The sequence below is a fragment of the Komagataeibacter xylinus NBRC 15237 genome (genome assembly GCF_001571345.1).
GTDB lineage: Bacteria > Pseudomonadota > Alphaproteobacteria > Acetobacterales > Acetobacteraceae > Komagataeibacter > Komagataeibacter xylinus.
In genome coordinates this window covers 40,063-65,592 of record NZ_BCTP01000015.1, presented here as the reverse complement: position 1 = coordinate 65,592, position 25,530 = coordinate 40,063, and the positions used below count along the sequence as shown (strand labels likewise).

Here is a 25,530-nt window from a genome sequence, read left to right as displayed (position 1 = left end):
AACATATCGGGCATGCATTGGTTTCATGATTGCGTGACATAATTTTCACGTAATCGTGATCAAAAGCCTGTTTCTCCCGGCTGCGCCGGGGTGGGGCAGGGTGTATCCGCCATGGGTGCGGCAACGGGCGGGGCAGGAGAGAGGAATGAATTTTTCCGACGAAGAGATCCAGCGCTACGCGCGCCACATCCTCCTGCCCGAGGTGGGCGGCACGGGGCAGGAAGCGTTGAAAAACGCCAGTGTTCTGGTCATTGGCGCGGGCGGGCTGGGCTCGCCCGTGGCCCTTTACCTGGCTGCCGCAGGCGTGGGCCGCATCGGGTTGGTCGATGATGACGTGGTGGACCTGTCGAACCTGCAACGCCAGATCGCGCATGTGACCGACCGGGTTGGCCAGCCCAAGGTCGAATCGGCGGCACGCGCCATGCGTGCGATCAATCCGGGAACACGGGTGGATTGTCATAACGTGAGGCTTGCGGCTGATAATGCCCGCGCGCTGGTGCGCGGCTACGACCTGGTGTGCGATGGCAGCGACAATTTCGCCACCCGCTACCTCGTGGCCGATGCCTGCGCGCTGGAAGGGCGCACCCTCATCTCCGCCGCCGTGCTGCGTTTTGAGGGGCAGCTTTCCACCTTCCGCCCCGGCGGGCCGTGCTATCGCTGCCTCTACCCCGAGGCCCCGCCCGCGGGCACCGTGCCGTCATGCGCCGAGGCCGGCGTGTTTGGCGCCGTGACCGGGGTGATGGGCACGCTCCAGGCCACCGAGGCGCTGAAGGAAATTCTCGGTATTGGCGAGAGCCTGTCCGGCCGCCTGCTGGTATGGGATGCGTTGGCCATGCGCTTTCACACCATCACCCTGCCGCCCGATCCTGACTGCGCCCTGTGTGGCGCGCACCCCGCCATTCATGACCTCTCGGCCCATCACGCTCCGGCACCCGCCCAGTGCGGCGTGCCCGAGGGGGTTGCGCCATGATGCGCGATGACGGGGCGCTGGCCATCCTGCTCTATGATGGCGCCTATGCCCGCGCGCATTACGCCTTTGTGGTGGCGGCGGGCGCGCTGGCCATTGGCCGCCCGGTCACCCTGTTCGCGGCGGGGCGGGGCGTGCATGCGCTGGCGCGCGACTGGCGCGGCCTGCATGATGCGGCGGATGATGCGGGCGTGCGTGCGCGCGGTGTCGCGGGCATGGACACGTTGCGCGAGGCCGTGATGGAACTTGATGCGACGCTCATGGTGTGCGAGGCCGCGCTGAAGCTGTGCGATCTTGCGCCCGGGCAGATGCTCGACGGCGTTCAGGTGGCTGGTATTCCCACCTTTCTCGAAGCCGCCCGGGGGCGGCAGATCATAACCCTTTAAGGATTGAAGAACACGATGGCGCAGTGCGTGCGGCATGAATTCCTTGCGCGGGTGGCCAGCAGGCCGCTGGTGCGTGGCACCCGGCGGTGGGGGTATCTGGCGGCCTGCGTGGCGGTGCTGGGCATGGAGGCGGGGCCGGTGCAGGCCGCAACGGCCACGGCCCACCATCACGCCCATGCGGCTGCGGACAAGGCGGCCACCAGCCTTGGCCATGCCCATGTGCATGGCGCCAAGGCAGCAAAAACGGCGGAAAAAAAAGCCGGGAAAACCGCGCATGCGGCAGGCCACCACCATGCGGCAGCGGTGGCCGCCGGCGTGGGGGCAGGCGCCGTGGCGGGTGCGGGCGTTGCGGCCAGCGCCGCCCATCCGGCCCCCGCCACGCCGCCCGCGGCCCAGCCCGACGCCGCGGCACTTGCGCCCGTTGACAACACCAAGGGCAGCGTGACCGGCCTGCCCCTGCCGCGCTTTGCCGCCTTCCGCGCCGATGAGGTCAACCTGCGCACCGGGCCGGGCCAGCGCTACCCCATTGACTGGGTGTACCACCGCCGGGGCCTGCCGGTAAAAATCGAGCGCGAGTTTGATGTGTGGCGCCTTGTCGAGGATTCGGACGGGCAGAAGGGATGGGTCCATCAGGCAACCCTGGTGGGAAGCCGCACGTTTGTCATACCGGGACTGCCCCCCCAGGGTGATGTCCAGCAGGCGGGCCAGCCCACCGCCAAGGAAACCGACGTGATTGGCCGGGCCGATACCCGCATCGTGGGCCATGTGGCGGATGTGGCCGATGCAGCGGACATCAAGGGCGCGGTCATGCTGCATGCGGATGCCAACACCTCATCCGCCGTGGTGGCCGTGCTGCGCCCCGGCGTGGTGGGCACGCTGCGCCAGTGCCAGGCGGGCACGCCGTGGTGCAAGGTCTCGGTCAAGCAGTACAGTGGCTGGATCGAGCGCAGCGCCATGTGGGGGCTGTTGCCGCAGGAGGTCGTAGCGCCTTCCTGAGAATGACGTGAACAGGCGGAGAAAGAAATGCCGGATACACCCTACCGTGCCATGCGCCGGACCAAGATCGTCTCGACCCTCGGCCCGGCCACGACCGACCATGCCACCATCCGCGCGCTGGCCGTGGCGGGGGTGGATGTCTTCCGGCTCAATTTCTCCCACGGCACGCATGAGGATCACGCCGCCCGCCACGCGGTCATTCGGGATGTGGAGGCCGAGCTTGGCCGCCCCATCGGCATCCTGGCCGATGTGCAGGGCCCCAAGCTGCGGGTGGGCACTTTCGCCAATGGAAGGGTGCAACTGACACCGGGCGCGCCCTTCCGGCTCGACCTTGACGGGGCACCCGGCAACGAAACGCGCGTGAGCCTGCCCCACCCCGAAATCATTGCGGCGGCGCAGGTGGGCAGCACGCTGCTGCTTGATGATGGCAGGCTGGCCCTGCGCGTGTGCGAGCGCGGCCCCGACTTCCTGCTGACCGAGGTGGTGGTGGGCGGCCCGCTATCCGATCACAAGGGCGTGAACGTGCCCGATGTGGTGCTGCTCATTCCCGCCCTGACCGACAAGGACCGGGTGGACATGGCGTTCGCGCTTGATCTGGGCATTGAATATGTCGGCCTGTCGTTCGTGCAGCGGCCAGAGGATGTGCGCGAGGCCCGTGCGCTGGCGTGTGGCCGGGCCTGGATCATGACCAAGCTCGAGAAGCCGCAGGCGATGGACAACCTGCACGAGATCATCACCCTGTCGGATGCGGTCATGGTGGCGCGTGGCGATCTTGGCGTGGAACTGCCGCCCGAGCAGGTGCCGCTGGCGCAAAAGCGCATCATCCGCATGGCCCGCCAGCTTGGCCGCCCCGTGGTGGTGGCGACCCAGATGCTCGAGAGCATGGTCCACGCGCCCACCCCCACCCGCGCCGAGGCCTCCGACGTGGCGACGGCGGTGTTTGATGGTGCCGATGCGGTCATGCTCTCGGCCGAGACGGCGGTAGGCTCCTACCCGCGCGAGGCGGTGGCGATCATGGACCGCATCGTGCGCCGTGTTGAGGAGGATGAAGTCTGGCGCCGCCAGATGGAAACCTCCAGCCCCGAGCCGGACCACTCTGTTGCGGGCGCGATTGCCGCGGCCACCCGGCAGGTGGCGGCCACGGTCGATGCCGCCGCCATCGTGGCCTTTACCCTGTCGGGTCGGACGGCGCTGCGCATTGCGCGCGAGCGGCCTTCCTGCCCCATTCTTGGCCTGGCCCCCAATGACGAGATTGCCCGCAGGCTGGCGGTGGCGTGGGGCGTGCAGGCGATCTCGGTCGGGCAGGAAACCCCGGTCCATACCGTCGAGAGCGTGGTGGACCAGGCGCTGGCCGTGGCAAAGGGCGATGGCTACGGTATTGTGGGCGATGCGGTGGTGATCGTGGCAGGGCTGCCGTTTGGGGTTGCGGGCAGCACCAATACGCTGCGCGTCGCCACGCTGACCTGAAAGAAAAATGATGAAAGTTTTTGGGTGCCGCCTTTTTGAAAAAAGCTTCAGAAGAAACTTTTAGCTTTTATTATCAAATGGTTTTTCAGGCCTGTCGGTTCTCGATCAGGCTGCGCCGTATGGCGCGCCCGCGCTGGATGCGGCTGACAATCACATCCTCATTGCCGGTGCGGATGGCCTGGCCCATGGCCTGCGCATCGGCAATGAAGCGGTCGAGCATGTCGAGCAGCGCCTCGCGATTGTTCAGAAAGATGTCGCGCCACATCGTGGGGTCCGATGCCGCGATGCGCGTGAAGTCACGGAAGCCCGAGGCGGCGAAATCCAGCACTTCCGAGCGCGTTTCATCGGCCAGGTCATCCGCCGTGCCGCAAATGGTAAAGGCCAGCAGGTGCGGCAGGTGGCTGACAATGGCGCAGACCCGGTCATGGTGCTCCACCGTCATGTCGCGCACGCGGGCACCCATCATCTCCCACAGGGTCGTGACGCAGGCGAGGGCCGGGGCGGGCGTGCCCACGGGCGGGGTCAGCAGGCACCACCGGTCCTCGAACAGCGTGGCGAAACCGGCATCGGGGCCGGAGAACTCCGTGCCCGCCATCGGGTGCGCGGGCACGAAGGCAATATCGGGGTAGGCGCTCAGCAGCGGGGCCATGGCCTCCATCACCGTGACCTTGACCGAGCCGACTTCGCTCAGGATCGCGCCTTTTTTCATGGCGGGCAGCACCTGGGCCGCAACCATGGCGATCGCGCCCACCGGCACGCAGATGATGACGCAGTCTGCATCGCGCACGGCTGCCACCGGGTCGGCCTCGACTGCATCGGCAATGCCGAGTTCCGCCACGCGGGCGCGCACGGCGGGGCTGATGTCGCACGCGACCAGCCTGCGCGCGATGCGCCGGTCGGCATGCGCGCGGCGCAGGATGGAGGAGCCGATCAGGCCGGGGCCGATAATGACCAGCGTATCGAACAGGGGGGCGGGCTTGTCCGTCATGGGGCGGTCTGTCTGGCTATGGGGTGTGACAAAAGGGGCGGCGCGGTCAGTCCTGCGGGGGCTTGGCAGGCTCGCCTGCGGGCACGGTGGCGGGGGCTTCTTGCGGCTGCGCGGGGGCCTTGTGGCGCAGGGCCCGCATTTCCATGGCCTGCCACAAAAGCAGCATGGGAATGCCGATGACCAGTTCCCGCCCGCGCCGCAGCAGCGACAGGCCGAGCGAGATGGAAGGTGCTATGCCAAAGGCCGAGCCAAGGGTGATGTAGGCCGCCTCCTGCACGCCAAGGCCCGCGGGCACGAGGAACGAGACGGACATGATGCCGCACGCAACACCCTCGATCGCAACCGCGCCGCCAAAGCTCAGATGCGCGCCGAGGAAGTAGTAGGCCACCCAGATCGTGGCGGCGCTGCCCAGCCAGCCCACGTAATGCAGCAGCGCCCCCTCCATGATACGGCGCGGATGCGACCAGATGGCATCAAAACGTTCCTGTATGGTGTCAGCGCTGCTCAGCATCGCATCCTGCCACTGGGCGGCCATGTTGTGGCCGAGCATTCTGCCCGCGCGCTTGAGCAGGTCGCCACCCCGGCGCTGGGTGTAGACGAAGCCCGCAATGCCCAGGGTCAGCAGCACGAGCCCGATGATGACCGGGCGCGCGAACGGGCTGGACTGCTGGTGGGCCACGAGGCACAGCACGGCGGTCAGGATGAACAGGATCTGGCCCATCACCTCGGTGGTGATATCGACAAGGTTGGCGCAGGCCGCCTCGCTGCCATCAATCGCGCGGCCCTTGCCACGCGGCGCGAACAGGTCGCTCGAGCAGGTGGCGCGGATGCCCAGCACCATGCCGCCAAGCTGCGAAAACGGCAGGCACGACGCGGCGGCATCACGGATCATGCGCGACACCACCAGTTGCACGAAGGGAATGTCGCGGCAAGCCGCGTGCCAGGCAAGACCCAGTATTGCATCGACTGCAAGTTGCGCCACCACGGTCGCCATGAACCCGACCACCCCGATGGAGACGATGGCCTTCATCACCGATCCGGCTCCGAACCAGGCGGTGCAGCCAGTCAGCAGGGCCAGGCCGAGGAGGGCCAGCAGGATTGTGAGCTTTCTCAAAAAAGATCCGTCTTGGTCTGTTGGCGTCAGGACACCGGGGAAAATTGATGCCGCCGTGGCTGGTTTTGCCTGACTTACACTACAGCAGGGTCTGGCGCCACCGGGAGGTGTCGGGATAAATGGAACGCCCGCCGGTTGCGAGTCCGTATCGCAATCGTGAATTCTGTCCCTGACGGAGTGATCGTTCAGACCATGACTGCCCCAACCCTTGTAACCGGTGCGACCGGTTTTGTCGGCTCGGCCGTTGCCCGCAATCTGGTGGAGCGTGGCCACACGCTCAGGCTCATGGTGCGCAAAGGCAGCGACCTGACCAACCTGCGCGATCTGCCCGCCGAGCTGGTGGAAGGCGATCTCTCCACCCCCGAAAGCTTTGATGCCGCCGTGAAAGGCTGCCGCTACGTGTTCCATGTCGCGGCGGATTACCGGCTGTGGGTGCCCGACCCGGTGCCGATGATGGTGGCCAACGTGGAGGGCACGCGTGGCCTGATGCTGGCGGCGCAGAAGGCGGGGGTCGAGCGGATCGTGTACTGCTCCTCGGTTGCGGCGCTGGGGCTGATTGGCGATGGCACCATCTCCGATGAGGAAACGCCGGTGCATGAACATGGCGTGATCGGCATCTACAAGCGCTCCAAATACCGCGCCGAGCAGGAAGTGCTGCGCCTGGTGCATGAGCGCGCGCTGCCTGCCGTGATCGTGAATCCCTCCACCCCCGTCGGCCCGCGTGACATCAAGCCCACGCCCACGGGGCAGATGATCCTGGACTGCGCCGCAGGCCGCATGCCGGCCTATGTCGATACCGGCGTGAACATCGTGCATGTCGATGACGTGGCCGAGGGCCATGCCCTGGCGCTGGAGCGCGGGCGCATTGGCGAGAAATACATTCTGGGCGGCCAGAATTACCTGCTGCGCGACCTGTTCGCCATGACCGCCGAGATCGCGGGGGTGGCGCCGCCGCGCATCAGCCTGCCGCAGGCGGTGATCTGGCCGGTGGCGGTGGCGAGTGAATGGCTGTCGCGTGCTTTTGGCATTGCGCCCCGCGTCACGCGCGAGATGCTGGCCATGTCGCACAAGAAGATGTTCTTCTCGTCGGACAAGGCGATCCGTGAACTCGGCTACGCCCCGCGCCCCGCGCGTGAGGCGGTGACGGACGCGATCGACTGGTTCCGCCAGCACGGCATGCTGGATTGAGCCGCCTGCCATGCTCCTGCTTCCCCTTTCCATTCTGACACTTGTCATCTGGCTCGGGCTTATTTTCTGTCATGGCCGCTTCTGGCAGGCGGGGCCGGTTCTCGCCCCTGTTTCAGGCCAGCAGCTTGACGCAGCCACCTGCCCCGATGTGTGCGTGGTGGTGCCCGCGCGTGACGAGGCGCCATCGGTCGCGGCATGCATCGGCTCGCTGCTGGCACAGGATTATCCCGGCACGCTGCATGTCGTGCTGGTTGATGACAACAGCACCGATGGCACCGGGCGGCTGGCGCGCGCGGTGCCCGACCCGCACCGGCGGCTGAGCGTGGTGACCGGCAAGGCGCGGCCTGCGGGGTGGAGCGGCAAGCTGTGGGCCGTGGCCCAGGGCGTGGCGCGTGCGCGTGAACTTGCACCGGATTCCAGCGGTTTCGTGCTGCTGACCGATGCCGACATCACCCATGACCCGCGCCATGTTTCGACCCTGGTGGCCAAGGCGCAGGCAGAAGGGCTCGATCAGGTCTCGGAGATGGTGGAGCTCAACTGCGCCAGCCCCGCCGAGCGCATGCTGGTGCCGGCTTTCGTTTTCTTTTTTGCCCTGCTCTATCCGTTCGCCAGCGTGAACAATCCGCGCAGCAGGGTGGCGGGGGCGGCAGGCGGCACGGTGCTGGTGCGCTGGAGCGCGCTTGCGCGCATCGGCGGCATCGAGAGCCTGCGCGGCGCGCTGATCGATGACTGCACGCTGGCCGCCCACGTCAAGCATAGCGGGGGGCGGATCTATCTGGGTCATAGCTGTCTGGCCCGGTCCATCCGGCCCTATCCGCATCCGTCCGACATCTGGCGCATGGTGGCGCGCACGGCCTATGTGCAGCTTGGCTATTCACCGCTCCTGCTCGCGGGCACGGTGATCGGCATGGTGCTGGTATGGATGCTGCCGCTCCAGCTTGCGCTGTTCACCCACGGGCTGCCCTGCGGGCTTGGCGCGGGCGCATGGGTGCTGTCCATGGCGTCCTACACGCCCACGTTGCGGCGGTTTGGCCAGTCGCCTGCCTGGGCGGTGCTGCTGCCGGTCATTGCGGGGTTCTATACGCTGGCCACCATCGGCTCGGCGCTCGATCACCATCGGGGGCGGGGCGTGGTCTGGAAAAGTCGCGCCTATACCGAACCCGATGGTGCGATCTCGACACATATGCGTGGCGAGGGTACTGCTACGGTAATGAACCGCACCATGGGGGATGACGTAGGGTGAACACGGATGAGCAGGATGTATGGGGCAGCGCGGATGTCTCGTCGGGCAAGGATGCCGGGGATGAAAACTTTCCCGTAGGCTCCCTGCTGATCAGCCGCAGGCTGCGCCCGCATGTGCATGCCTATTATGATTTTGCCCGCGTGATCGATGATATCGTCGATACCGACCAGCTTGATGCGCCTGCCAAGATCGCCCGCCTTGACGCGATGGAGGAGGTGGTGCTCGGCAAGCGCCTCGCCCCGCATCGCGCCGATGCCCAGACGGCGGTGCGCGTGGGCCAGACGCTGCGCGAGACAGGCGTGCCCGCCACCACGGCGACCGACCTGATCGTGGCCTTCCGGCAGGATGCGGTGAAGAACCGCTACGATTCGTGGGAGGAACTGGAGGAATACTGCCGCTATTCAGCCAACCCCGTGGGCCGTTTCCTGCTTGAGCTGCATGGCGAGAACCCGGGCACGTTCGGCCCGTCGGATGCGCTGTGCACGGCATTGCAGGTACTCAACCACCTGCAGGACTGCGCCGATGACCTGCGCAATCTTGACCGCTGCTACCTGCCGCGCCCGTGGCTTGCGCAGGCGGGGGCCAGCATTGATGACCTGCGTGGCCGCCATGCCAGCCCCGGCCTGCGCCGGGTGTTCAACCAGTTGCTTGACCGGGTGGATGAACTCAACCGCCGCGCGTCGCTGCTGCCCGGCCTGATCCGTGACAGGCGCATGCGCATGGAGGCGGCCGTGATCGTGGGGCTGTCAAAGCGGCTGGCCACGCGGCTGCGCGGGGAAGACCCGGTGGCGGGCCGGGTCAAGCTGTCACGCGGGGATGTGCTCGCAGCCCTTGCGGGGGCGGTGCGAACGCTGGTCTGATCAGGCGTGATTTTGTCCTTGGGGGTGATTGCCGCTAAGAACAGGCGCAACTGTTAATTCGTAAAAGTGAACGGAACACGCGGGAATGGGTTTTTTGCGCGCGCGGCATGATGAGGCGCCTGTACTGGGCTGTGATGCTGCCGACCTCGCCGAGGTCGAGCAGGTCGTGGTGCGGTCGGGCACGTCCTTTGGCAAGGGCATGCGTATCCTGCCGCCCGACCGGCGATATGGCATGTATGCCGTCTATGCCTTCTGCCGCCTTGTCGATGACGTGGCCGATGACGAGGGCGAGGCGGAGGACAAGAGCCGCAGGCTCGAGGAATGGCGCGCCCGCATTGCCCGGCTCTACGGCGGTGAGGCGCGTGATGGCATCGACCGCGTGCTCATGGCCACCATCCGCCGCTTCGACCTGCGCCAGCAGGACTTCAATGACGTGATCGACGGCATGGAGATGGATGCGCGCGGCCCCATCGTCGCCCCCGATGAGGCGACATTCGACCTGTATTGCGACCGCGTGGCCTCCGCCGTGGGGCGGCTTTCGGTGCGGGTGTTTGGCGATTGCTCGCCCGCGGCCGACCAGGTGGCCTACCATCTGGGCCGCGCATTGCAGATCACCAACATCCTGCGCGACGTGGCCGAGGATGCCCGCCTTGGCCGCCTCTACCTGCCACGCGACCTGCTTGAGCGTTTTGACATCACGCCAAAGCCATCGGCGGTGGTGCATGCCTCCCGGCTCGAGCAGGTGGGGCGCATTCTGGCGGCGCGCGCGCATGACCATTTCCGCGCGGCGGCAGCCGCCATGGCGCAGTGCGACCGCACGGCCATGCGGCCCGCGCGGCTGATGGGGGCGACCTATGCCGCCATTCTCGGCGCGCAGGAGCGGCAGGGCTGGGGCACGCCAGAAAAGCGCGTGTCGCTCTCACGCCCGCGCAAGGTGCTGATCGCGCTGCGCGCGCTGGCGGGCTGAGGCCATGGCGGGGCATGTCCATATCATTGGCGGGGGCCTTGCTGGCCTGTCCGCCGCAGTTGAACTGGCGGGTGGCAGCGAGCAGGTTACGGTTTACGAGGCCGGGCCTGCCTGTGGCGGCCGGGCGCGCTCGTATCATGACCGGCACCTTGACTGCCGCATCGACAATGGCAACCACCTGCTGCTGTCGGGCAACCCGGCAGTGTACCGCTATCTGGGCCTGATCGGGGCGCAGGATACGCTGGTGGGGCCGAAGCGCCCGGTTTTTCCATTCATCGACCTGACCGACCGGCTGCGCTGGACGCTTGACCTCTCGCGCGGGCGGGTGCCGCTATGGGTGCTGTCAAAGCGCAGGCGCGTGCCGGGCATGCGACTGGCCGAACTGCGTGGCCTGCTGGCGCTGATGGAGGCCACGCCCGACATGGTGGTGGCGGACTGCCTGCCTGCGGGCAGCCTCTCGCGCCGCCTGCTCGCGCCATTTGCCATATCGGTGCTCAACACCATGCCCGATACCGGCAGCGCCGCCCTGCTTGGCGCCGTCGTGAAGGAAAGCCTGGCCCGTGGCGGGCGCAACTGCCTGCCGCGCTTCCCCGCCATTGGCCTTTCGGAAAGTTTTGTGGACCCCGCCCTTGCCCATCTGGCCGTGCTCGGGGCGCAGGTGCGCACGGGCAGCCGGGTCAGCGCGGTTGAATTCACCCGCGGCGGCCCGGTCACGGCGCTGCAACTGGGCGCGGAACGCATTGAAATCAGCCCCGATGATACGGTCATCATGGCCGTGCCCGCCCCGGTGGCCTCCGGCCTGCTGGCGGACCTGCCCGGGTTTGGCGCGCCCGATGCGTTCGAGGCGATCCTGAACGTGCATTTCCTGCTGCCCTCCGCCCCGGTGCTGACCGGCGGGCTGGCGCAGGCGCATTTTATCGGGGTTGTTGGGGGCATCAGTGAGTGGGTGTTCGCCAAGGACCGCATCCTGTCGGTCACGGTCAGCGCCGCCAACCGCTATGCCGACCGTGATCTGGATGAACTGGCCCCGCTGATCTGGAACGAGGTGCGCGCCGCCATCGACCCGGCGGCCACGGCGCCGCTGCCGGTGGCCATGCCGCCGCTGCGCATCGTGCGCGAAAAGCGGGCCACCTTTGCCGCAACGCCCGCGCAGGACCGCCTGCGCCCCGGCACGCACACCATGGTGCCCAACCTGTTGCTGGCAGGGGACTGGACGGCCACGGGCCTGCCCGCCACCATCGAGGGCGCGATCCGCTCGGGGGCTGCGGCGGCGCGCGCGGTGCATGCCCGCAAGGGCACGCCGGGCCGACCGGGATGATGCATGGTAGACGGGCAACCGGCCTGCGCCCGCAGGCGGGCAATGGCACATAATGGCCATGACGATCGTGGCGGGCACCGCATGGCGTTTTCGTCAGGCCAGCAGGGCGGCATTGTCCCTTTTTCCCACACGGAGCGCGGGAAAAAGGGGTGGCCACCTTACGGCACGATTGGCTTCAGCCGGGTGTCGGGGCGGTGCGATCAGGGCTTATGGCCGTGCTGCGCGGCGCCGGGGCTGGCATATGCGCGTCGCGTGCAGGCCGGCTGGACCGGCCATGGCTTGTGATAATGGCAGGGAGATCCATCAATATGTCCGGTAGCACAGCAGTCTCTCCGTTTTCCCGGTTGGGCATCGTGGTGGGCATGGAGGCGGAAGCCGCCCTCATCCGTCCCTTCCTGCCCCATGCCCGTTTTGGCCTGAGTGGCGCGACCCTGTCTGGCGCGCGGCAGGCGGTGCTTGACCTGCTTGAGGGCGGCGTGGACGCGCTGCTCTCCTTCGGGCTGGCGGCGGGGCTTGACCCGGCGCTTCAGCCCGGTGCCGTGGTCGTGCCGCATAATGTGCTGGTCAATGGCGAGCGCCTGCCCGTTGCCCCCGCGCTGCTGGCATGGCTGGGGGCCGAACGGGCGGATGTGGTGGGCGGCGACCTGCTGCATAGCGATGTGATCGTGACCGCTGCTGCCCGCAAGATGGCGCTGTACCGCGAGACGGGCTGCGTGGCGCTGGACATGGAAAGCGGTGTGGTGGCGGAAATGGCCGCGGCCCGCAAGGTGCCCTTCGCCGTGCTGCGCGTGGTGTGCGACCCTGCGGACCGCACCCTGCCGCCTGCCGCCGTGGTGGCGCTGCGGCCTGATGGCAGCCTTGCGGTGGGCGCACTGGCCCGCAGCATCATGTGCAATCCGTTCCAGATTCCGGCCCTGATCAAGGTGGGGCGTGATGCCGGGCTGGCGCGGACAGCGGCCAAGGCGGTTCTGGCGCGACGTTTTGGCTGACATGGCCTGCCAGGGAAAAGTTTTTGGTAAAGCTTTTTTCAAAAAGCTTTGAAGAATGCAGCCTTTTTGAAAACAGGCTGCACCCGGAAACTTTTATGGCCTTTTATCTGGCGCCTTTCCCTGATTCTGCTTCGGTCAGGAAAAACTTTTACCCTCCCCGGCCATTGGGCCTCCTGCGTGGCGCGCAGGCGCCATGTGGCGCAATAGCTGTTCTCCTGCCTGCTTTGGGCTAGGCTGGGTGCGGCCAATTGATTCGCATCAATGTCAGGCCCGGCAGATGGGCGTGACATGCTGCCGGTTCTTGGCAAACAGCACGGAGAGAGGCATGACACGGGCGGTGCTCGCACTCAACGCAGGTTCATCCAGCCTGAAATTTGCCCTCTTCGCCATTGAAAAAGGCGAGACGGCGGCCTCACCAAGCCATCGCATCGCCTCGGGCGAGCTTGAGGGAATCGGCAGCCACCCCCATTTTGTCGCCCATGACGCGGGTGGCCGCGTGCTGGTGGATGAAACATGGGCCCCCACCAACGATGGCGCGAATCTCGACAAGGCCCATCTCGGCCCCATGGCCACCCTCATGGAATGGGTGGGCAAACAGCTTGGTGGCGTGGACCTCATGGCCGTGGGGCACCGCGTGGTGCATGGCGGGCCTGAGTTCATCGCCCCCGTGCGGATTACGCCCGATGTGCTGGCGCGGCTTGCGGCGCTGACGCCGTTCGCCCCCCTGCACCAGCCCGGCAGCCTCGCCCCCATCCGTGCGCTGCTGGCACAATATCCCGACCTGCCGCAGGTGGCGTGTTTCGATACCGGCTTTCACCACACCCTGCCTGCCGTGGCGCAGGCGCAGGCCCTGCCGCGTGACTATGCGGCGCGCGGCGTGCGGCGCTACGGGTTTCATGGCCTGTCATATGAATACATCGCCTCCGCCCTGCGCGAGCGCGCGCCGCACCTGGCCAACGGGCGCACGCTTGTCGCCCATATCGGCAGCGGTGGCAGCCTGTGCGCGCTCCAGGCCGGGCGCAGCATTGACACCACCATGGGCTTTTCGGTGCTGGACGGGCTGGTCATGGGCACAAGGTGCGGGCATCTCGACCCCGGCGTGATCCTGTACATGCTCAAGGAAGAGGGGTTGGGTGCGGCCGAGATCGAGAACATCCTCTATCACCGCTCCGGCCTGCTGGGCGTGTCCGGGGTTTCGGCCGATATGCGCGACCTGCACGCCAAGGCAGGCGTCAGCGCCGAGGTGACACAGGCGCTGGACCTGTTTGTCTACCGCCTTGCCCAGCAGGCTGGGGGCATGATGGCGGCGCTGCAGGGGCTGGACGGGCTGGTATTCACCGCGGGCATTGGCGAGCATGACGCCATCATCCGCGCCGCCGTGTGCGCGCGGATGGGCTGGGCGGGCATCCGCCTCGATGCGGCGGCGAATGCCGCGCACCACGAAATCATCAGCACGGCCGATAGCGCCGTGGAGGTGCGGGTGATCCCCACCGACGAGGAAACGACAATCCGCCGCCACGTGCTGATATGTCTGGGCTGAGCGCCGGGCAGGAATGGACTATCTCGGAAGGAACGGAAATGAGTGAAACCCCATCCGCAACCCCGCTTTCCACAGCGGATGTCGCGCTGTTCAACAAATGGTGGCACGCAGCCAATTACCTGTCGATTGCCCAGATCTACCTGCTGGCCAATCCGCTGCTGCGCGAGCCGCTCAAGCTAGAGCACACCAAGCCGCGCCTGCTGGGGCACTGGGGCACCACGCCGGGGCTGAACTTCCTGTACCTGCACCTCAACCGCATCATCCGCGAACAGGATCGTAGCATCCTGTTCGTGGCAGGCCCCGGCCACGGGGCGCCGGGCGTGGTGGCCAGCACCTACCTTGAAGGCACGTATAGCGAATACTTCCCCGAAGTAACGCAGGATGCGGACGGGCTGGAGCGGCTGGTCAAGCAGTTTTCCTTCCCCGGTGGCATTCCCAGCCACGCAGCCCCCACCACGCCGGGTTCGATCAACGAAGGCGGTGAACTGGGCTACTCGCTCTCGCACGCCTATGGCGCGGCGTTCGACAACCCCGACCTGGTCGTGGCCTGCGTTGTGGGCGATGGCGAGGCCGAGACCGGGCCGATGGCCACGTCATGGCACAGCAACAAGTTCCTCGACCCCAAAACCGATGGCGCGGTGCTGCCGATCCTGCACCTCAATGGCTACAAGATCGCCAACCCCACGGTGCTGGCCCGCATCTCGCCCGATGAACTGGTGAGCCTGTTCAAGGGCTACGGCTATGAGCCGATCGTGGTGGAAGGCCATGACCCGGACATCATGCACCAGAAGATGGCCGTGGCGATGGACACGGCCTTTGCCAAGATTGCCCAGATCCAGAAAGCCGCGCGTGAGAAGAACGACACCACGCGCCCGGCCTGGCCCATGATCATCATGCGCACCCCCAAGGGCTGGACCTGCCCCAAGACGGTGGACGGCCTGCGCACGGAAGGTTACTGGCGCGCCCATCAGGTGCCTATTACCGACATGACCAACCCCGCCCACCTCAAGCTGCTTGATGAATGGCTGCATAGCTACAGGCCCGAAGAGCTGTTTGACGAAAACGGCACCCTGATGCCCGAAATCGCGGCCCTTGCCCCCAGGGGCGACCTGCGCATGAGTGCGAACCCGCATGCCAATGGCGGCCTGCTGCGCCGCGACCTGCGCCTGCCGGATGTGACCGAATATGCCGTGAGCGTGGAATCGCCGGGTCATGCGCTGGGCGAGGGCACGCGCGTGCTGGGCACGTGGCTGCGCGATGTGATGAAGGAAAACCTGCCCGCGCGTAACTTCCGCGTGCTGGCGCCCGATGAAAACAACTCCAACCGCCTCAACGCGGTGCTGGACGTGACCAACCGCGCCTGGAATGCCGAGACCTTCGATTACGATGACCATCTGGCCGTTGATGGCCATGTGATGGAGATCCTGAGCGAGCACACCTGCCAGGGCTGGCTGGAAGGCTACCTGCTGACCGGGCGGCACGGCTTCCTGTCGTGTTATGAAGCGTTCATCCACATTGTGGACTCGATGGTCAACCAGCATGCCAAGTGGATCAAGCAGGCGGATGAGGTGTCGTGGCGCGCGCCGATCGCATCGCTGAACTATCTGCTTACCTCGCATGTGTGGCGGCAGGACCATAACGGCTTCAGCCACCAGGACCCCGGCTTCATTGACCATGTGCTGAACAAGAAGGCCAAGACGGTGCGGGTGTTCCTGCCGCCCGATGCCAATACCCTGCTGTGCGCGGCCAAGACCTGCCTTGAAAGCCGCGACCGGGTGAACGTAATTGTGGCGGGCAAGCAGCCCGAGCCGCAATGGCTGGACATGGACTCCGCCATCGCGCACTGCGCCAAGGGCATCGGCATCTGGGAATGGGCCAGCAACGACAAGGGCGGCGAGCCCGATGTGGTCATGGCCTGTGCGGGCGACGTGCCCACCATCGAGACGCTGGCGGCCGTGCAGTTGCTCAACAAGCACCTGCCGGACCTCAAGATACGCGTCATCAACGTGGTGGACCTGCTCACGCTGGAATCACGCAGCCAGCACCCTGACGGGCTGGAGGACTACGTGTTCGACAGCCTGTTCACCACCGACAAGCCGGTCATCTTCGCCTTCCACGGTTATCCGGCGCTGATCCACAAGCTGATCTACAAGCGCACCAACTGCCGCAACTTCCATGTGCATGGCTACCGCGAGGAAGGGTCCACCACCACGCCGTTCGACATGACGGTGCGCAACAACCTCGACCGCTTCCACCTGGTGCAGAACGTGATCCGTCGCGTGCCGGGCCTGGCCGAAAAGGCGGCCTATGCCAATGAGGCGATCAGCGACAAGCTGGTCGAGCACACGCGCTACGTGGCGCAGTACGGGCAGGACCTGCCTGAAATCAGGAACTGGCGCTGGTCATAAGACCGGTCCGATCGTTATGGGAAAGGGAGCCGCAAGGCTCCTTTTTTCATGGAGGGTTTAAAAACCAGTCCTGAAAAAACCCTTTGATAATAAAAGTTTCTGGTGAAGCTTTTTTCAAAAAGCTTCAAGGAACGCCGCCTTTTAGAAAAAAGGCGGCACCCTAAGACTTTTATATTTCAGCCAATCATCTGGTTCAGGAAATCCCGCGCCCGCTGGGTCTGCGGGTCGGTGAAAAACTGTTCGGGTGGCGTGATTTCCATGATCTGGCCCTGATCCATGAATACGATCCGATCAGCAACATGGCGCGCAAAGCGCATTTCATGCGTGACGCACAGCGTGGTGATGCCCTGCGTCGCAAGGTCGTTCATGATCGTGGCCACGCCGGACACGGCTTCGGGGTCGAGGGCGGCGGTCGGTTCGTCAAACAGCATGATCTCGGGCTGCATGCACAGCGCGCGCGCAATGGCCACCCGTTGCTGTTGCCCACCAGAAAGCTGGATGGGGTATTTGCCCGCCTGCCCGGCAATATTGACCTGCTGCAAAAAGCGCATGGCCAGCGCTTCCGCCTGGGCGCGCGGCATTTTGCGCACCTGGCGCGGGGCCAGCGTGCAGTTGTCGAGCACGCTGAGATGCGGGAACAGGTTATAGTTCTGAAACACCAGCCCCACGAGGGCGCGCAGCCCGATCAGGTTGGTTTTGGCGGTAATGGGCTGGCCATTGATGTGCAGCGAGCCGCTGTCATGGGGTTCGATGCGGTTGAGGCAGCGGATCAGCGTTGACTTGCCCGAGCCCGATGGCCCGAGCACCACCACCTTCTCGCCGCGCTTCACGTCAAGGCTGATGCGGTCAAGGGCGATGAAATCCTTGTAGAGCCTGCTCAGGTTGCGGATCGACAGCACGGTGTCTGGTTCAGGATGCATGCGTGCCTGCCCTGTACTGGTCAGCCCATGCAAAACGGCGCTCGACGCGTTTTTGCACCAGCAGGAAAAAGAAGACCATGGCCAGATAGTAAACCAGCGCCGCAGCATAATATTCGGTAAATTCAAACGTGCGCGCAACCTGAATCTGGGTAACCGCCAGCAGTTCCTGCACGGAAATGACGGAGGCCAGCGAGGTGGTCTTGAGCAGGCTGATGAACGCGTTGATGGTGGGCGGCAGGGCGATGCGCAGCGCCTGCGGAAAGATGACATGGCGGTAGACCTGCCCGCGTGACAGGCCCAGCGCATCGCCTGCCAGCGCCTGGGCGGGATCGATTGCCGTGAGTGCCGCGCGGTTGATTTCAACCTGATAGGCGGATTCATTGATCGAAAGCGCCAGCCATGTGGCCAGGAAGGGCGTGAACCATGCCTCGCGGAAGAACGGCAGGAACTGCGGCAGTGCATTCCAGATGAACAGCAGTTGCAGCAGGGTTGGCGCGCCGCGGAAGAGGGCGACATACGCCTTGATCCCTGTTCTGAGCACGGAGTCCCGCCCGTTCAGCACCAGCGCCATGGGGATCGAGATGAGGATGGCGGTCAGATGCGACAGCACGGCCACGGCCAGCGTGATGAAGGCCCCGCGCATGAAGGCGGCTGAAGTCAGGGCATCAAAAAAAGTGCCCCAGCGAAAGGCCGGAGCGGGCGCGCTGCCGCCCAGCGCCTGCGTGGCATCGGGCGTTATGGCCCATTTCCGCGCAATCGCGGTCATCTGCCCGTTATTGCTCAGGGTGGCAATGGCGTGTTCGAGCAACGCCCTGTCATGGGCATCCTTGCGGATGTAAAGCGCGAAATGCCTGTATTCGGGGTAAGGGGGCGTAAAAATCACGCCCACCCTGCCATGCAACTGTTCGCGCCGGTAGGCCAGTTCCACATCCTGGCTGGCGAGTGCGAAGGCGCGCCCGATCAGCACCTGCTGCACCACCTCTTCCTCGGTGGGGTATTGCTGTATGATCATCGGTGCGTGGCCTGCCGCCACCAGCGCCGCGTTTTCCTGTGTTAGGCGCGCGCTGTAGCTGGTGCCAGCCTGCACGGCGACTTTCCGGCCCGACAGCTCCGCCATGCCGCCCAGCGGGCGGGTGCCCGCGCGTGCCACGATGACCAGCGCCGTATCCTGATAGGCCACGGCATCAAAGTTGCGTTCACGTTGCGGCAGTTTGATGATGCCACTCGCCACCAGCCCGCAGCGTCCTGCCGCAAGGCTGGGGAACAGGCCTGTAAAATCCATGGTCGTGACGGCCAGCGTCACATGCCAGTAGGCCGCCAGGGCGTGAGCGATATCCATGTCGATGCCGTCCACCGCCTTCATGTCGGTGCCGTTTACGAATGTCATTGGGGGGAGGGTGGGGTTGGTGCAGACCGTCAGCGTACCATCATGGATGAAGCCGGGCAGGGGCGACGTATCGGCCCGCGCCATGCTGCCGCCCGCCAGCACGCAGGCAAGGGCCGCCACGGCAACGCGGGCGGCGCACAGGCGTCTGAACCGTGCCATCAGAGAGGTCATGCGGTGTGCTCCTCGCGCGCGGCTGGGGGGGGGAATGGGGGCTGGCTTCAGCAGGCCGCCTCCAGGATGGCGCGAAACGTCTCGTGCATGAGGTCCGTTTCTGGGTTGGGGCGGGCCAGGAAATAGAAACTGGTTTCAAGTTGCAGGCCGTCAAGCACGATGCGGCGCAGCAGCCCGTCATGCACCAGGGGCAGGGCAAAGGGTTCAGGCAGGAAACCAAGGTAATTGCCTGACAGGATCAGCAGGGCGCGTGAATCAACATTTTCCGCCGCCGCCGCGAAGTTCAGGTGCGGGCGCAGCCTGTCCCACATGGGCGAGGTGGCGGCACCTGACACCGTAATCATGCGCTGCTCGGCGAGAATGGCGGGCGTGATCTCGCTTTCGGGCAGGTTGAACAGGGGGTGGCGCCTGCCGCAGAACAGGTGCAGTTCCTCATGAAACAGGGCGGTGGTCTGCACATCGGGCGTGTGGCGCGGGTTCAGGGTAATGCCGGCGCAGGCCTGCCCGTTCAGCACGGCAAACTCAACCTCCCGCGTGGAGGTGGAGCGGATATCCATGAACACCGCAGGGTAGCGGGTGGTAAAGGTTTCAATGGCGCGCACCAGCGCCGTTTCACCATGAATCTGGATATTGTCGGGCACGTACAGGCAAAAGCGCCCCGTCAATGTGCGGCTGGCCTCGTTTATGCGTTGCTGGAAGTGCATGATATCCGAAAACAGGGTCTCGGTTGCCTCCAGCACCAGGCGGCCTTCCGCCGTCAGGGCAAAACCGCTGCGCCCGCGCGTGCACAGCCGCAGGCCAAGCCGGTTTTCAAGGGCTGCGATGTCGATGCTGATGGAGGACTTGCTCTTGCCCAACGCCACTTCGGCTGCGGCAAAACCACCATGCTCGGCCACGGTGCGGAATACGCGCAACTGCCGCAAATCCACCTCGGCTACCTGCCCATGAAAGCCATCCGCCTTGCGGCGCGTGGCTGGAGCGCGCGGGGCGGCGGCCTTGGGGGGTATGGGGGCAGGGTGTCGTGTCATGCAAAACCGATCCACCAAATATAAGGCATGAAGGCACTGCTTTCCCGCAGGGGCGTTACTGCGCTGCGGGGGCTGTCTTGTCTGTTATCGTCATTATACATAAACCGTAATGATGGAAGAGGAAAGCGTTTCCGCCGGTCATGAACTGGCAGTTATAAGAGAGTATATTCATAAAAATATTTAAATAATAATAAATTTATTGATAAATATTTCCAAAATTATTTATAAAAATGACAGGTTTTTAGGAAAAATGGCTGTTGAGAACGGTCTGTTTTCCTGCCACTGTGTTATTTCAAAACATGTTCACAAAAAGTTTTTGCAAAATATAAAACATTAACCCATTGCAATGATGAAGTTTTTCGGTGAAGATTTTTTCAAACAGCCTTCAGAAGACACCCCGAAAAACCTTTCGCTTTCATCAACGGCGTTTTCCAGGCACGCCCTGAAATTCTGGCTGAAGCTTACTTTAAGGAATTCATGTTTACGCGCGGCAGGCAGTAGGTAATCGTCGCGCCATGTCGTATCGTATGGGGCAGGCTGCGGCATTCCATGCCCCATAAGGGGCGGCATGCCCGCCACAGGAAGGAATATTCAGCAATCATGTCTTCCCTTTCGCCCGCGCCCGCAACGGCCCCGACCGAAAAGACCCTGCGTGAGGATCTTGCCGCCGCGTACCGGCTCATGGCGCTGTTTGGCATGACCGACCTTGTCTATACCCATCTTTCGGTCCGGCTGTCGGGTCGCGCGCATGCCTATCTGGTCAATCCCTACGGTTTTCTGTTCGAGGAGATTACCGCAAGTTCCCTGGTGGTGGTCGATGCCGATGGCCTGCCCCGGCAGGACACGTCATGGCCGATCAACCCGGCGGGGTTTGTCATTCATTCTGCCATCCACCGCAGCAGGCCCGATGCCGCCTGCGTCATGCACACGCACACGCTTGCGGGCATGGTGGTGGCGGCGCAGGAGCAGAACATCCTGCCGCTGAACCAGATCAACATGGAGTTCTATGGCCGCGTTGGCTTCCACTCCTATGAGGGGATTGCCGCCGATGACAATCTGAGCGAACGCGAGCGCCTCGTGCGCGATCTTGGCACGCGCAATGCGCTGATCCTGCAAAACCATGGATTACTGACGGTGGGCGGCACCATCGCGCAGGCGTTCTACCGCATGTACTACCTTGAGCAGTCCTGCCGCATCCAGATTGCGGCGCAGTCCACGGGCGTGAAGCTGCATATCCCCTCCGAGGCGCAGATCCTGCGCGCGCGGGGGCAGTTTGAGGATGACCCCGACGAAGGCCGCCTGATCTGGCAGGCGCTGCGGCGCAAGCTTGACCGCGAACAGCCCGATTACCGGGACTGAACCCGGTAAAGGGCTGGCATGGGGTGGCGTTTACCTGAAGCTTTTTGGAAAAAAGCATCACCAAAAACGTCTGTATGTTTTGCCTGATGCCGTGCGAAATGGCTTTGGGAAAGATGCGTTTTTAATACTTATAATGGGCAGGTTTCATCAGGTATATGGCTGGTAAATACCTGAAACCCCTGTCCTGAAATGAAATGTTGCATTAAGTATGGCCCCATCGTGCCCGTGCGGTGGGGCTAAAGGCATCATGTCCTCCTGCGCATGCGCGCGCCCGTAACTGGAGTTCGTGATGCTTCTGAGTCTTTCCACCACCCATGTGCCCGCGACGGATCTGGGTTTTCTCCTCATGAAGCATCCCGATAACGTGCATCAACTCCAACTTTCCATGGGGCGGGCATCGCTTTTCTATCCGCAGGCGGATGAAGCGCGCTGCACGGCGGCCATCATGGTCGAGGTTGACCCCATCGACCTTGTGCGCGGGCGCGGCCACGCCACAGGCCAGCAGGACAGTTACGTCAATGACCGGCCCTATGCCGCCTCGTCGCTGCTGATGACCGCCATGCGCCGCCTGCTCGGCACCGCCCTGTCCGGTCGTTCGCGCATGCGCCAAGACCTGGCTGACAGCGATATTCCGCTTGAGGTCACCATCACCCCGCTGCCGGTGCGTGGGCCGCCGGACCTTGCCGCCCGCCTGTTCACGCCGCTGGGCTATCAGGTCGAGACCACGCCCATCGTACTCGACCCCACCCACCCGGAATGGGGTGACAGCCCCTATGTCGCCTTTACGCTCAGGGGCAGGGTGCGGCTGTCCACCCTGCTGCGGCAGCTTTTCCTGCTGGTGCCGGTGCTTGATAACAGCAAGCATTATTACGTGGGCGAGGACGAGGTGGAAAAGCTCCTGCGTGAGGGGGCTGGCTGGCTTGATGCCCACCCCGAGCGCAACCTCATCATCCGCCGTGCCCTCAAGGGGTTCCGCCCGCTCGTGGCGCGTGCGCAGGCGGAACTGAACGCGCCCGATGCGTCCGCTCCGGCCGATGCCGATGCGCCGGACACGCCAGAAAAACAGATCGAGGCGCCTCTTCGCCTGCAGGATGCCCGCATCGCCCACGTGGTCGAGACCCTGCGCCGCCTGCACGCGCAGAGCGTGCTCGATTGCGGTTGTGGCGAGGGCGATCTCTTGCAGGCCCTGCTTGCCGTGCCCGCGTTCAGCCGCATCGTGGGCATGGATGTCGCCCCGCATGTGCTGGCCCGCGCGGCGCAGCGGCTGCGGCTTGATGACATGCCTGAACTCAGGCGCAGGCGCATCACCGTCATGCAGGGCGCGCTGACCTATCGCGACAGACGCATGCAGGGATTTGATGCCGCCTGCGTGGTTGAAGTGATCGAGCATATGGATGCCGAGCGCCTGCCCGCCTTCGAGCAGGTGCTGTTTGGCCAGGCCCGCCCCGGCATTGTCATCGTGACCACGCCGAACAGGGACTATAACGCCCTGTTCCCCAACCTGCCCGCCCACGCCATGCGCCATGCCGACCACCGTTTTGAATGGGACCGCGCCACCTTCAGCCGCTGGGCGCGCGATGTGGCGCAGGCTTATGGCTACACCGTGGCGTTCGAGGGCATTGGCCCGGTTGACCCCACCCACGGCACGCCCACGCAGATGGCGCTCTTTACGCAGGCAGGACACGAGTCATGAAGATCGATATACCGGAATTCGCGCTGGTCCTGCTGGTCGGCGCCTCGGGCACGGGCAAGTCGAGTTTTGCCGCGCGCCATTTCAGGCCCACGGAAGTCATTTCATCGGATGCGATGCGGGGCTGGGTCTGTGATGATGAAAGCGATCAGGCCGCAACGCCCGATGCCTTCGCCATGCTGCATGCGCTTGCGCGCACCCGGCTCAGGAACCGCCGCCTTACGGTCATTGACGCCACCAACGTGCAGCCTGCCGCGCGCAAGAGCCTGGTGGCCCTGGCGCGTGAGGCGCATGCGCTGGTGGTGGCGATCGTGTTCGACCTGCCCGAGGCCGTGGCCGTGGCGCGTAACGCAGGCCGCGCGGACCGGGCCATCAACGCAGGCGTGGTGAGCCGCCAGATGCGCGACCTCCATCGCGGCCTGCGTGGCATGCGCAGCGAGGGCATACGCTACACCCATGTGCTGCACACGGCGGCGGAGGTCGATGCCGTAACCCTCACCCGCACCCGCCTGTGGACCGACCGGCGTGAGGACAGAGGCCCGTTTGACATCATCGGTGACGTGCATGGCTGTGCTGATGAACTGCAGGACCTGCTGCAAAAGCTCGGCTACACCATAACCTGGCAGGACAAGGCGGTGCAGGTCACGCCGCCTGCGGGCCGCCGCGCGGTTTTTGTGGGCGATCTGGTCGATCGTGGTCCCAACACGCCCGATGTGCTGCGCATCGTGCGCGCCATGGTCGAGGCGGGCCACGCGCTGGCGGTGGTGGGCAACCATGATGACAAGCTCAAGCGCTACCTGTCGGGCAAGGCGGTCAAGCGCACCCATGGCCTGGCCGAGACCATAGAACAGCTCGAGGCCGAACCGCCCGCCTTCGTGGCCAGTCTGCGCCCGTGGCTTGATGGGCTGATCAGCCATTACGTGCTTGATGAAGGCCGGCTGGTCGTGGCCCATGCGGGCATCAGGGAGGACATGCAGGGCCGCGCCTCGGGTGCTGTGCGGGCCTTTTGCATGTATGGCGAGACCACGGGCGAGATCGACAGTTTCGGCCTGCCCGTGCGCTATGACTGGGCAGCCGACTACAGGGGGCAGGCCAAGGTGGTGTATGGCCACACCCCGGTTATGGAAGCGCAGTGGCATAACGGCACGCTGTGCATCGATACCGGCTGCTGCTTTGGCGGCAGGCTGACCGCCCTGCGCTACCCGGAGATGGAACTCGTGGCCGTGCAGGCGCGCGAGACCTATGCCGAGCCGCTGCGCCCGCTTGGCGGCCCCGCCACGCCCGAGGCCCAGCCCCCTGCCACCATGCCCGACGTGGCCGATGTGCTGGGCCGGCAGGCGGTCAAAACGCATGATCTCGGCACCATCGTCATCGCGCCCGACAACGCCGCCGCCGCGCTGGAGGTCATGAGCCGCTTTGCGGTTGATCCGCGCTGGCTCATTCACCTGCCGCCCACCATGTCGCCCCCCGAGACCAGCGCCATGGAAGGCTGGCTGGAACGCCCGGAGGAGGCGCTGGCCTATTACCGCAAGAACGGTGTGGGCTCGGTGATGGTGGAGGAAAAACACATGGGCTCGCGCGCGCTGGTGGTGCTGGCGCGCAACCCTGATGTTGCGGCCCGCCGTTTTGGCGTAAGCGACGGCGCGCGCGGCATCGTGGTCACCCGCACCGGCCGCCGCCTGTTTGATGACCCAGCCATCGAGGCCGCCGTGCTGCACCAGATGGATGCCGCCATGACCACCGCCGGCCTGTGGGATGATCTGGCAACCGACTGGGTGCTGTGGGATGTCGAGGCCATGCCGTGGAACATGAAGGCAGCAGGGCTGGTGCATGCGCAGTTCGCCCCGGTGGGGGCTGCCGCCATTGCCAGCCTGTCCGCCGCGGAACAGGCGCTGGCGGCAGCACGCGCGCGCGGCGTGGCGGTGGATGACCTGCAGGCCACGACTGCCGTGCGGCTGGAGGATGCCTTTCGCTACCGCGATGCCTATAACCGCTACGTCACCCCGTTTGAGGGGCTGGCCAGCGTCAGGATCGCGCCGTTCCACCTGCTGGCATCGGAGGGGCATGTGCATGCCGACCGTGACCATGCATGGCACATGCAGCGCGCCCACAGGCTGGCCGAAGCAGGCGGCCCGCTGGTCATGGCCACGCGCCACCGGCTTGTTGACCTTAACGACCCCGAACAGTGCGCCGCCGCCATTGCGTGGTGGGAGGACCTGACTGAAGCGGGCGGCGAAGGGATGGTGGTCAAGCCGCTGGATTTCCTGGCACGGGGCAGGCGTGGCCTGATCCAGCCCGCCATCAAGTGCCGGGGGCGCGATTACCTGCGTATTATCTATGGCCCTGATTATGACCGCCCCGAGCATCTCGTGCGGCTGAAAAAGCGCAACCTGGGCCAGAAACGCTCCATGGCCATTCGCGAATTCGCGCTGGGGCTGGAGGCCCTGCGCCGGTTCGTGGCGCATGCGCCCCTGTCGCAGGTGCACCAGTGCGTGTTTGGCGTGCAGGCCATGGAGAGTGAGCCGGTGGATTCACGCCTGTAAA

General features: G+C 65.0%; 22 protein-coding genes. 16 read left to right on the top strand and 6 right to left on the bottom strand.

Annotated elements, in window-relative coordinates; translation table 11 throughout:
* Positions 1-145 precede the first annotated feature (145 nt).
* The 4 genes from GXY01S_RS08120 to pyk are packed head-to-tail and all read left to right on the top strand — an operon-like array spanning position 146 to position 3,816.
* A complete protein-coding gene (locus GXY01S_RS08120; protein ID WP_061273938.1) occupies positions 146-970 on the top strand; it encodes a HesA/MoeB/ThiF family protein in 825 nt (274 codons plus the stop codon).
* Positions 967-1,353, top strand: coding sequence for a DsrE family protein (locus GXY01S_RS08115; RefSeq protein WP_061273936.1), 387 nt, complete (start codon positions 967-969; stop codon positions 1,351-1,353). Before GXY01S_RS08120 ends, GXY01S_RS08115 begins: the two co-directional genes overlap by 4 nt.
* Before the next feature lie 15 nt (positions 1,354-1,368).
* Positions 1,369-2,349: an SH3 domain-containing protein gene (locus tag GXY01S_RS08110; RefSeq protein ID WP_061273934.1), complete on the top strand. Its 981-nt coding sequence runs from the start codon at positions 1,369-1,371 to the stop codon at positions 2,347-2,349.
* A 27-nt stretch (positions 2,350-2,376) separates the two neighbouring features.
* Entirely contained in the window at positions 2,377-3,816 is a 1,440-nt protein-coding gene (gene pyk / locus GXY01S_RS08105) for a pyruvate kinase (RefSeq protein WP_061273932.1), read from the top strand.
* Positions 3,817-3,901: 85 nt separating this feature from the next.
* Here pyk and GXY01S_RS08100 read toward each other — a convergent pair whose 3' ends face one another.
* The gene (locus GXY01S_RS08100) at positions 3,902-4,804 is read right to left on the bottom strand and encodes a prephenate dehydrogenase/arogenate dehydrogenase family protein (RefSeq protein ID WP_061273930.1); all 903 of its coding nucleotides are present in this window, start codon (positions 4,802-4,804) and stop codon (positions 3,902-3,904) included.
* A 46-nt stretch (positions 4,805-4,850) separates the two neighbouring features.
* Complete coding sequence (locus GXY01S_RS08095; RefSeq protein WP_061273928.1) at positions 4,851-5,918, bottom strand: lysylphosphatidylglycerol synthase domain-containing protein; 1,068 nt, start codon at positions 5,916-5,918, stop codon at positions 4,851-4,853.
* Positions 5,919-6,110: 192 nt separating this feature from the next.
* On the opposite strand from GXY01S_RS08095, the gene hpnA reads away from it, so the two are divergent.
* From hpnA to GXY01S_RS08050, 9 genes are all read left to right on the top strand, one after another.
* Positions 6,111-7,106: a hopanoid-associated sugar epimerase gene (gene hpnA / locus GXY01S_RS08090; RefSeq protein ID WP_061273926.1), complete on the top strand. Its 996-nt coding sequence runs from the start codon at positions 6,111-6,113 to the stop codon at positions 7,104-7,106.
* Between the two features lie 10 nt (positions 7,107-7,116).
* Entirely contained in the window at positions 7,117-8,349 is a 1,233-nt protein-coding gene (locus GXY01S_RS08085) for a glycosyltransferase (protein WP_061273924.1), read from the top strand.
* Positions 8,346-9,209 (top strand): squalene synthase HpnC, encoded by an 864-nt coding sequence (gene hpnC, locus GXY01S_RS08080; protein WP_061273922.1) that lies wholly within the window; start codon positions 8,346-8,348, stop codon positions 9,207-9,209. The genes GXY01S_RS08085 and hpnC overlap by 4 nt, the downstream gene beginning before the upstream one ends.
* Before the next feature lie 85 nt (positions 9,210-9,294).
* Positions 9,295-10,176, top strand: coding sequence for a presqualene diphosphate synthase HpnD (gene hpnD / locus GXY01S_RS08075; RefSeq protein WP_061273919.1), 882 nt, complete (start codon positions 9,295-9,297; stop codon positions 10,174-10,176).
* Between the two features lie 4 nt (positions 10,177-10,180).
* Positions 10,181-11,494 (top strand): hydroxysqualene dehydroxylase HpnE, encoded by a 1,314-nt coding sequence (gene hpnE / locus GXY01S_RS08070; protein ID WP_061273917.1) that lies wholly within the window; start codon positions 10,181-10,183, stop codon positions 11,492-11,494.
* Between the two features lie 3 nt (positions 11,495-11,497).
* A complete protein-coding gene (locus tag GXY01S_RS08065; RefSeq protein WP_129551492.1) occupies positions 11,498-11,779 on the top strand; it encodes a hypothetical protein in 282 nt (93 codons plus the stop codon).
* Between the two features lie 23 nt (positions 11,780-11,802).
* Complete coding sequence (locus GXY01S_RS08060) at positions 11,803-12,483, top strand: phosphorylase family protein (protein ID WP_061273959.1); 681 nt, start codon at positions 11,803-11,805, stop codon at positions 12,481-12,483.
* Positions 12,484-12,808: 325 nt separating this feature from the next.
* A complete protein-coding gene (locus GXY01S_RS08055; protein WP_061273913.1) occupies positions 12,809-14,023 on the top strand; it encodes an acetate/propionate family kinase in 1,215 nt (404 codons plus the stop codon).
* A gap of 38 nt (positions 14,024-14,061) precedes the next feature.
* Positions 14,062-16,431 (top strand): phosphoketolase family protein, encoded by a 2,370-nt coding sequence (locus tag GXY01S_RS08050; RefSeq protein WP_061273911.1) that lies wholly within the window; start codon positions 14,062-14,064, stop codon positions 16,429-16,431.
* A gap of 176 nt (positions 16,432-16,607) precedes the next feature.
* On the opposite strand, the gene GXY01S_RS08045 is transcribed toward GXY01S_RS08050, so the two are convergent.
* The 4 genes from GXY01S_RS08045 to GXY01S_RS08030 all read right to left on the bottom strand — a co-directional run bounded on the left by GXY01S_RS08045 (position 16,608) and on the right by GXY01S_RS08030 (position 20,483).
* Entirely contained in the window at positions 16,608-17,351 is a 744-nt protein-coding gene (locus GXY01S_RS08045; RefSeq protein WP_061273909.1) for an amino acid ABC transporter ATP-binding protein, read from the bottom strand.
* Positions 17,341-18,909, bottom strand: a complete 1,569-nt coding sequence (locus GXY01S_RS08040; RefSeq protein WP_082770785.1) for an ABC transporter substrate-binding protein/permease — start codon at positions 18,907-18,909, stop codon at positions 17,341-17,343. Before GXY01S_RS08040 ends, GXY01S_RS08045 begins: the two co-directional genes overlap by 11 nt.
* Before the next feature lie 47 nt (positions 18,910-18,956).
* Positions 18,957-19,937 carry a LysR family transcriptional regulator gene (locus tag GXY01S_RS08035; RefSeq protein ID WP_061273907.1) on the bottom strand — a complete coding sequence of 327 codons (981 nt, stop codon included), beginning with the start codon at positions 19,935-19,937 and terminating at the stop codon, positions 18,957-18,959.
* Positions 19,938-20,270: 333 nt separating this feature from the next.
* A complete protein-coding gene (locus GXY01S_RS08030; protein ID WP_129551489.1) occupies positions 20,271-20,483 on the bottom strand; it encodes a hypothetical protein in 213 nt (70 codons plus the stop codon).
* Between the two features lie 54 nt (positions 20,484-20,537).
* Here GXY01S_RS08030 and GXY01S_RS08025 point away from each other — a divergent pair, with 54 nt between their 5' ends.
* The 3 genes from GXY01S_RS08025 to GXY01S_RS08015 all read left to right on the top strand — a co-directional run bounded on the left by GXY01S_RS08025 (position 20,538) and on the right by GXY01S_RS08015 (position 25,529).
* Positions 20,538-21,296, top strand: coding sequence for a class II aldolase/adducin family protein (locus GXY01S_RS08025; RefSeq protein WP_061273903.1), 759 nt, complete (start codon positions 20,538-20,540; stop codon positions 21,294-21,296).
* Between the two features lie 289 nt (positions 21,297-21,585).
* The gene (locus GXY01S_RS08020; RefSeq protein ID WP_061273901.1) at positions 21,586-22,989 is read left to right on the top strand and encodes a 3' terminal RNA ribose 2'-O-methyltransferase Hen1; all 1,404 of its coding nucleotides are present in this window, start codon (positions 21,586-21,588) and stop codon (positions 22,987-22,989) included.
* The gene (locus tag GXY01S_RS08015; RefSeq protein ID WP_061273899.1) at positions 22,986-25,529 is read left to right on the top strand and encodes a polynucleotide kinase-phosphatase; all 2,544 of its coding nucleotides are present in this window, start codon (positions 22,986-22,988) and stop codon (positions 25,527-25,529) included. The genes GXY01S_RS08020 and GXY01S_RS08015 overlap by 4 nt, the downstream gene beginning before the upstream one ends.
* The last annotated feature ends 1 nt before the right edge of the window (position 25,530 follow it).

Coding starts and splice junctions, on each gene's coding strand:
- GXY01S_RS08120 (WP_061273938.1), top strand. CDS start 146: ATGAATTTTTCCGACGAAGAGATCCAGCGCTACGCGCGCCACATCCTC.
- GXY01S_RS08115 (WP_061273936.1), top strand. CDS start 967: ATGATGCGCGATGACGGGGCGCTGGCCATCCTGCTCTATGATGGCGCC.
- GXY01S_RS08110 (WP_061273934.1), top strand. CDS start 1,369: ATGGCGCAGTGCGTGCGGCATGAATTCCTTGCGCGGGTGGCCAGCAGG.
- pyk (WP_061273932.1), top strand. CDS start 2,377: ATGCCGGATACACCCTACCGTGCCATGCGCCGGACCAAGATCGTCTCG.
- GXY01S_RS08100 (WP_061273930.1), bottom strand. CDS start 4,804: ATGACGGACAAGCCCGCCCCCCTGTTCGATACGCTGGTCATTATCGGC.
- hpnA (WP_061273926.1), top strand. CDS start 6,111: ATGACTGCCCCAACCCTTGTAACCGGTGCGACCGGTTTTGTCGGCTCG.
- GXY01S_RS08085 (WP_061273924.1), top strand. CDS start 7,117: ATGCTCCTGCTTCCCCTTTCCATTCTGACACTTGTCATCTGGCTCGGG.
- hpnD (WP_061273919.1), top strand. CDS start 9,295: ATGGGTTTTTTGCGCGCGCGGCATGATGAGGCGCCTGTACTGGGCTGT.
- hpnE (WP_061273917.1), top strand. CDS start 10,181: ATGGCGGGGCATGTCCATATCATTGGCGGGGGCCTTGCTGGCCTGTCC.
- GXY01S_RS08065 (WP_129551492.1), top strand. CDS start 11,498: ATGGTAGACGGGCAACCGGCCTGCGCCCGCAGGCGGGCAATGGCACAT.
- GXY01S_RS08060 (WP_061273959.1), top strand. CDS start 11,803: ATGTCCGGTAGCACAGCAGTCTCTCCGTTTTCCCGGTTGGGCATCGTG.
- GXY01S_RS08055 (WP_061273913.1), top strand. CDS start 12,809: ATGACACGGGCGGTGCTCGCACTCAACGCAGGTTCATCCAGCCTGAAA.
- GXY01S_RS08050 (WP_061273911.1), top strand. CDS start 14,062: ATGAGTGAAACCCCATCCGCAACCCCGCTTTCCACAGCGGATGTCGCG.
- GXY01S_RS08045 (WP_061273909.1), bottom strand. CDS start 17,351: ATGCATCCTGAACCAGACACCGTGCTGTCGATCCGCAACCTGAGCAGG.
- GXY01S_RS08040 (WP_082770785.1), bottom strand. CDS start 18,909: ATGACCTCTCTGATGGCACGGTTCAGACGCCTGTGCGCCGCCCGCGTT.
- GXY01S_RS08035 (WP_061273907.1), bottom strand. CDS start 19,937: ATGACACGACACCCTGCCCCCATACCCCCCAAGGCCGCCGCCCCGCGC.
- GXY01S_RS08030 (WP_129551489.1), bottom strand. CDS start 20,483: ATGCCGCAGCCTGCCCCATACGATACGACATGGCGCGACGATTACCTA.
- GXY01S_RS08025 (WP_061273903.1), top strand. CDS start 20,538: ATGTCTTCCCTTTCGCCCGCGCCCGCAACGGCCCCGACCGAAAAGACC.
- GXY01S_RS08020 (WP_061273901.1), top strand. CDS start 21,586: ATGCTTCTGAGTCTTTCCACCACCCATGTGCCCGCGACGGATCTGGGT.
- GXY01S_RS08015 (WP_061273899.1), top strand. CDS start 22,986: ATGAAGATCGATATACCGGAATTCGCGCTGGTCCTGCTGGTCGGCGCC.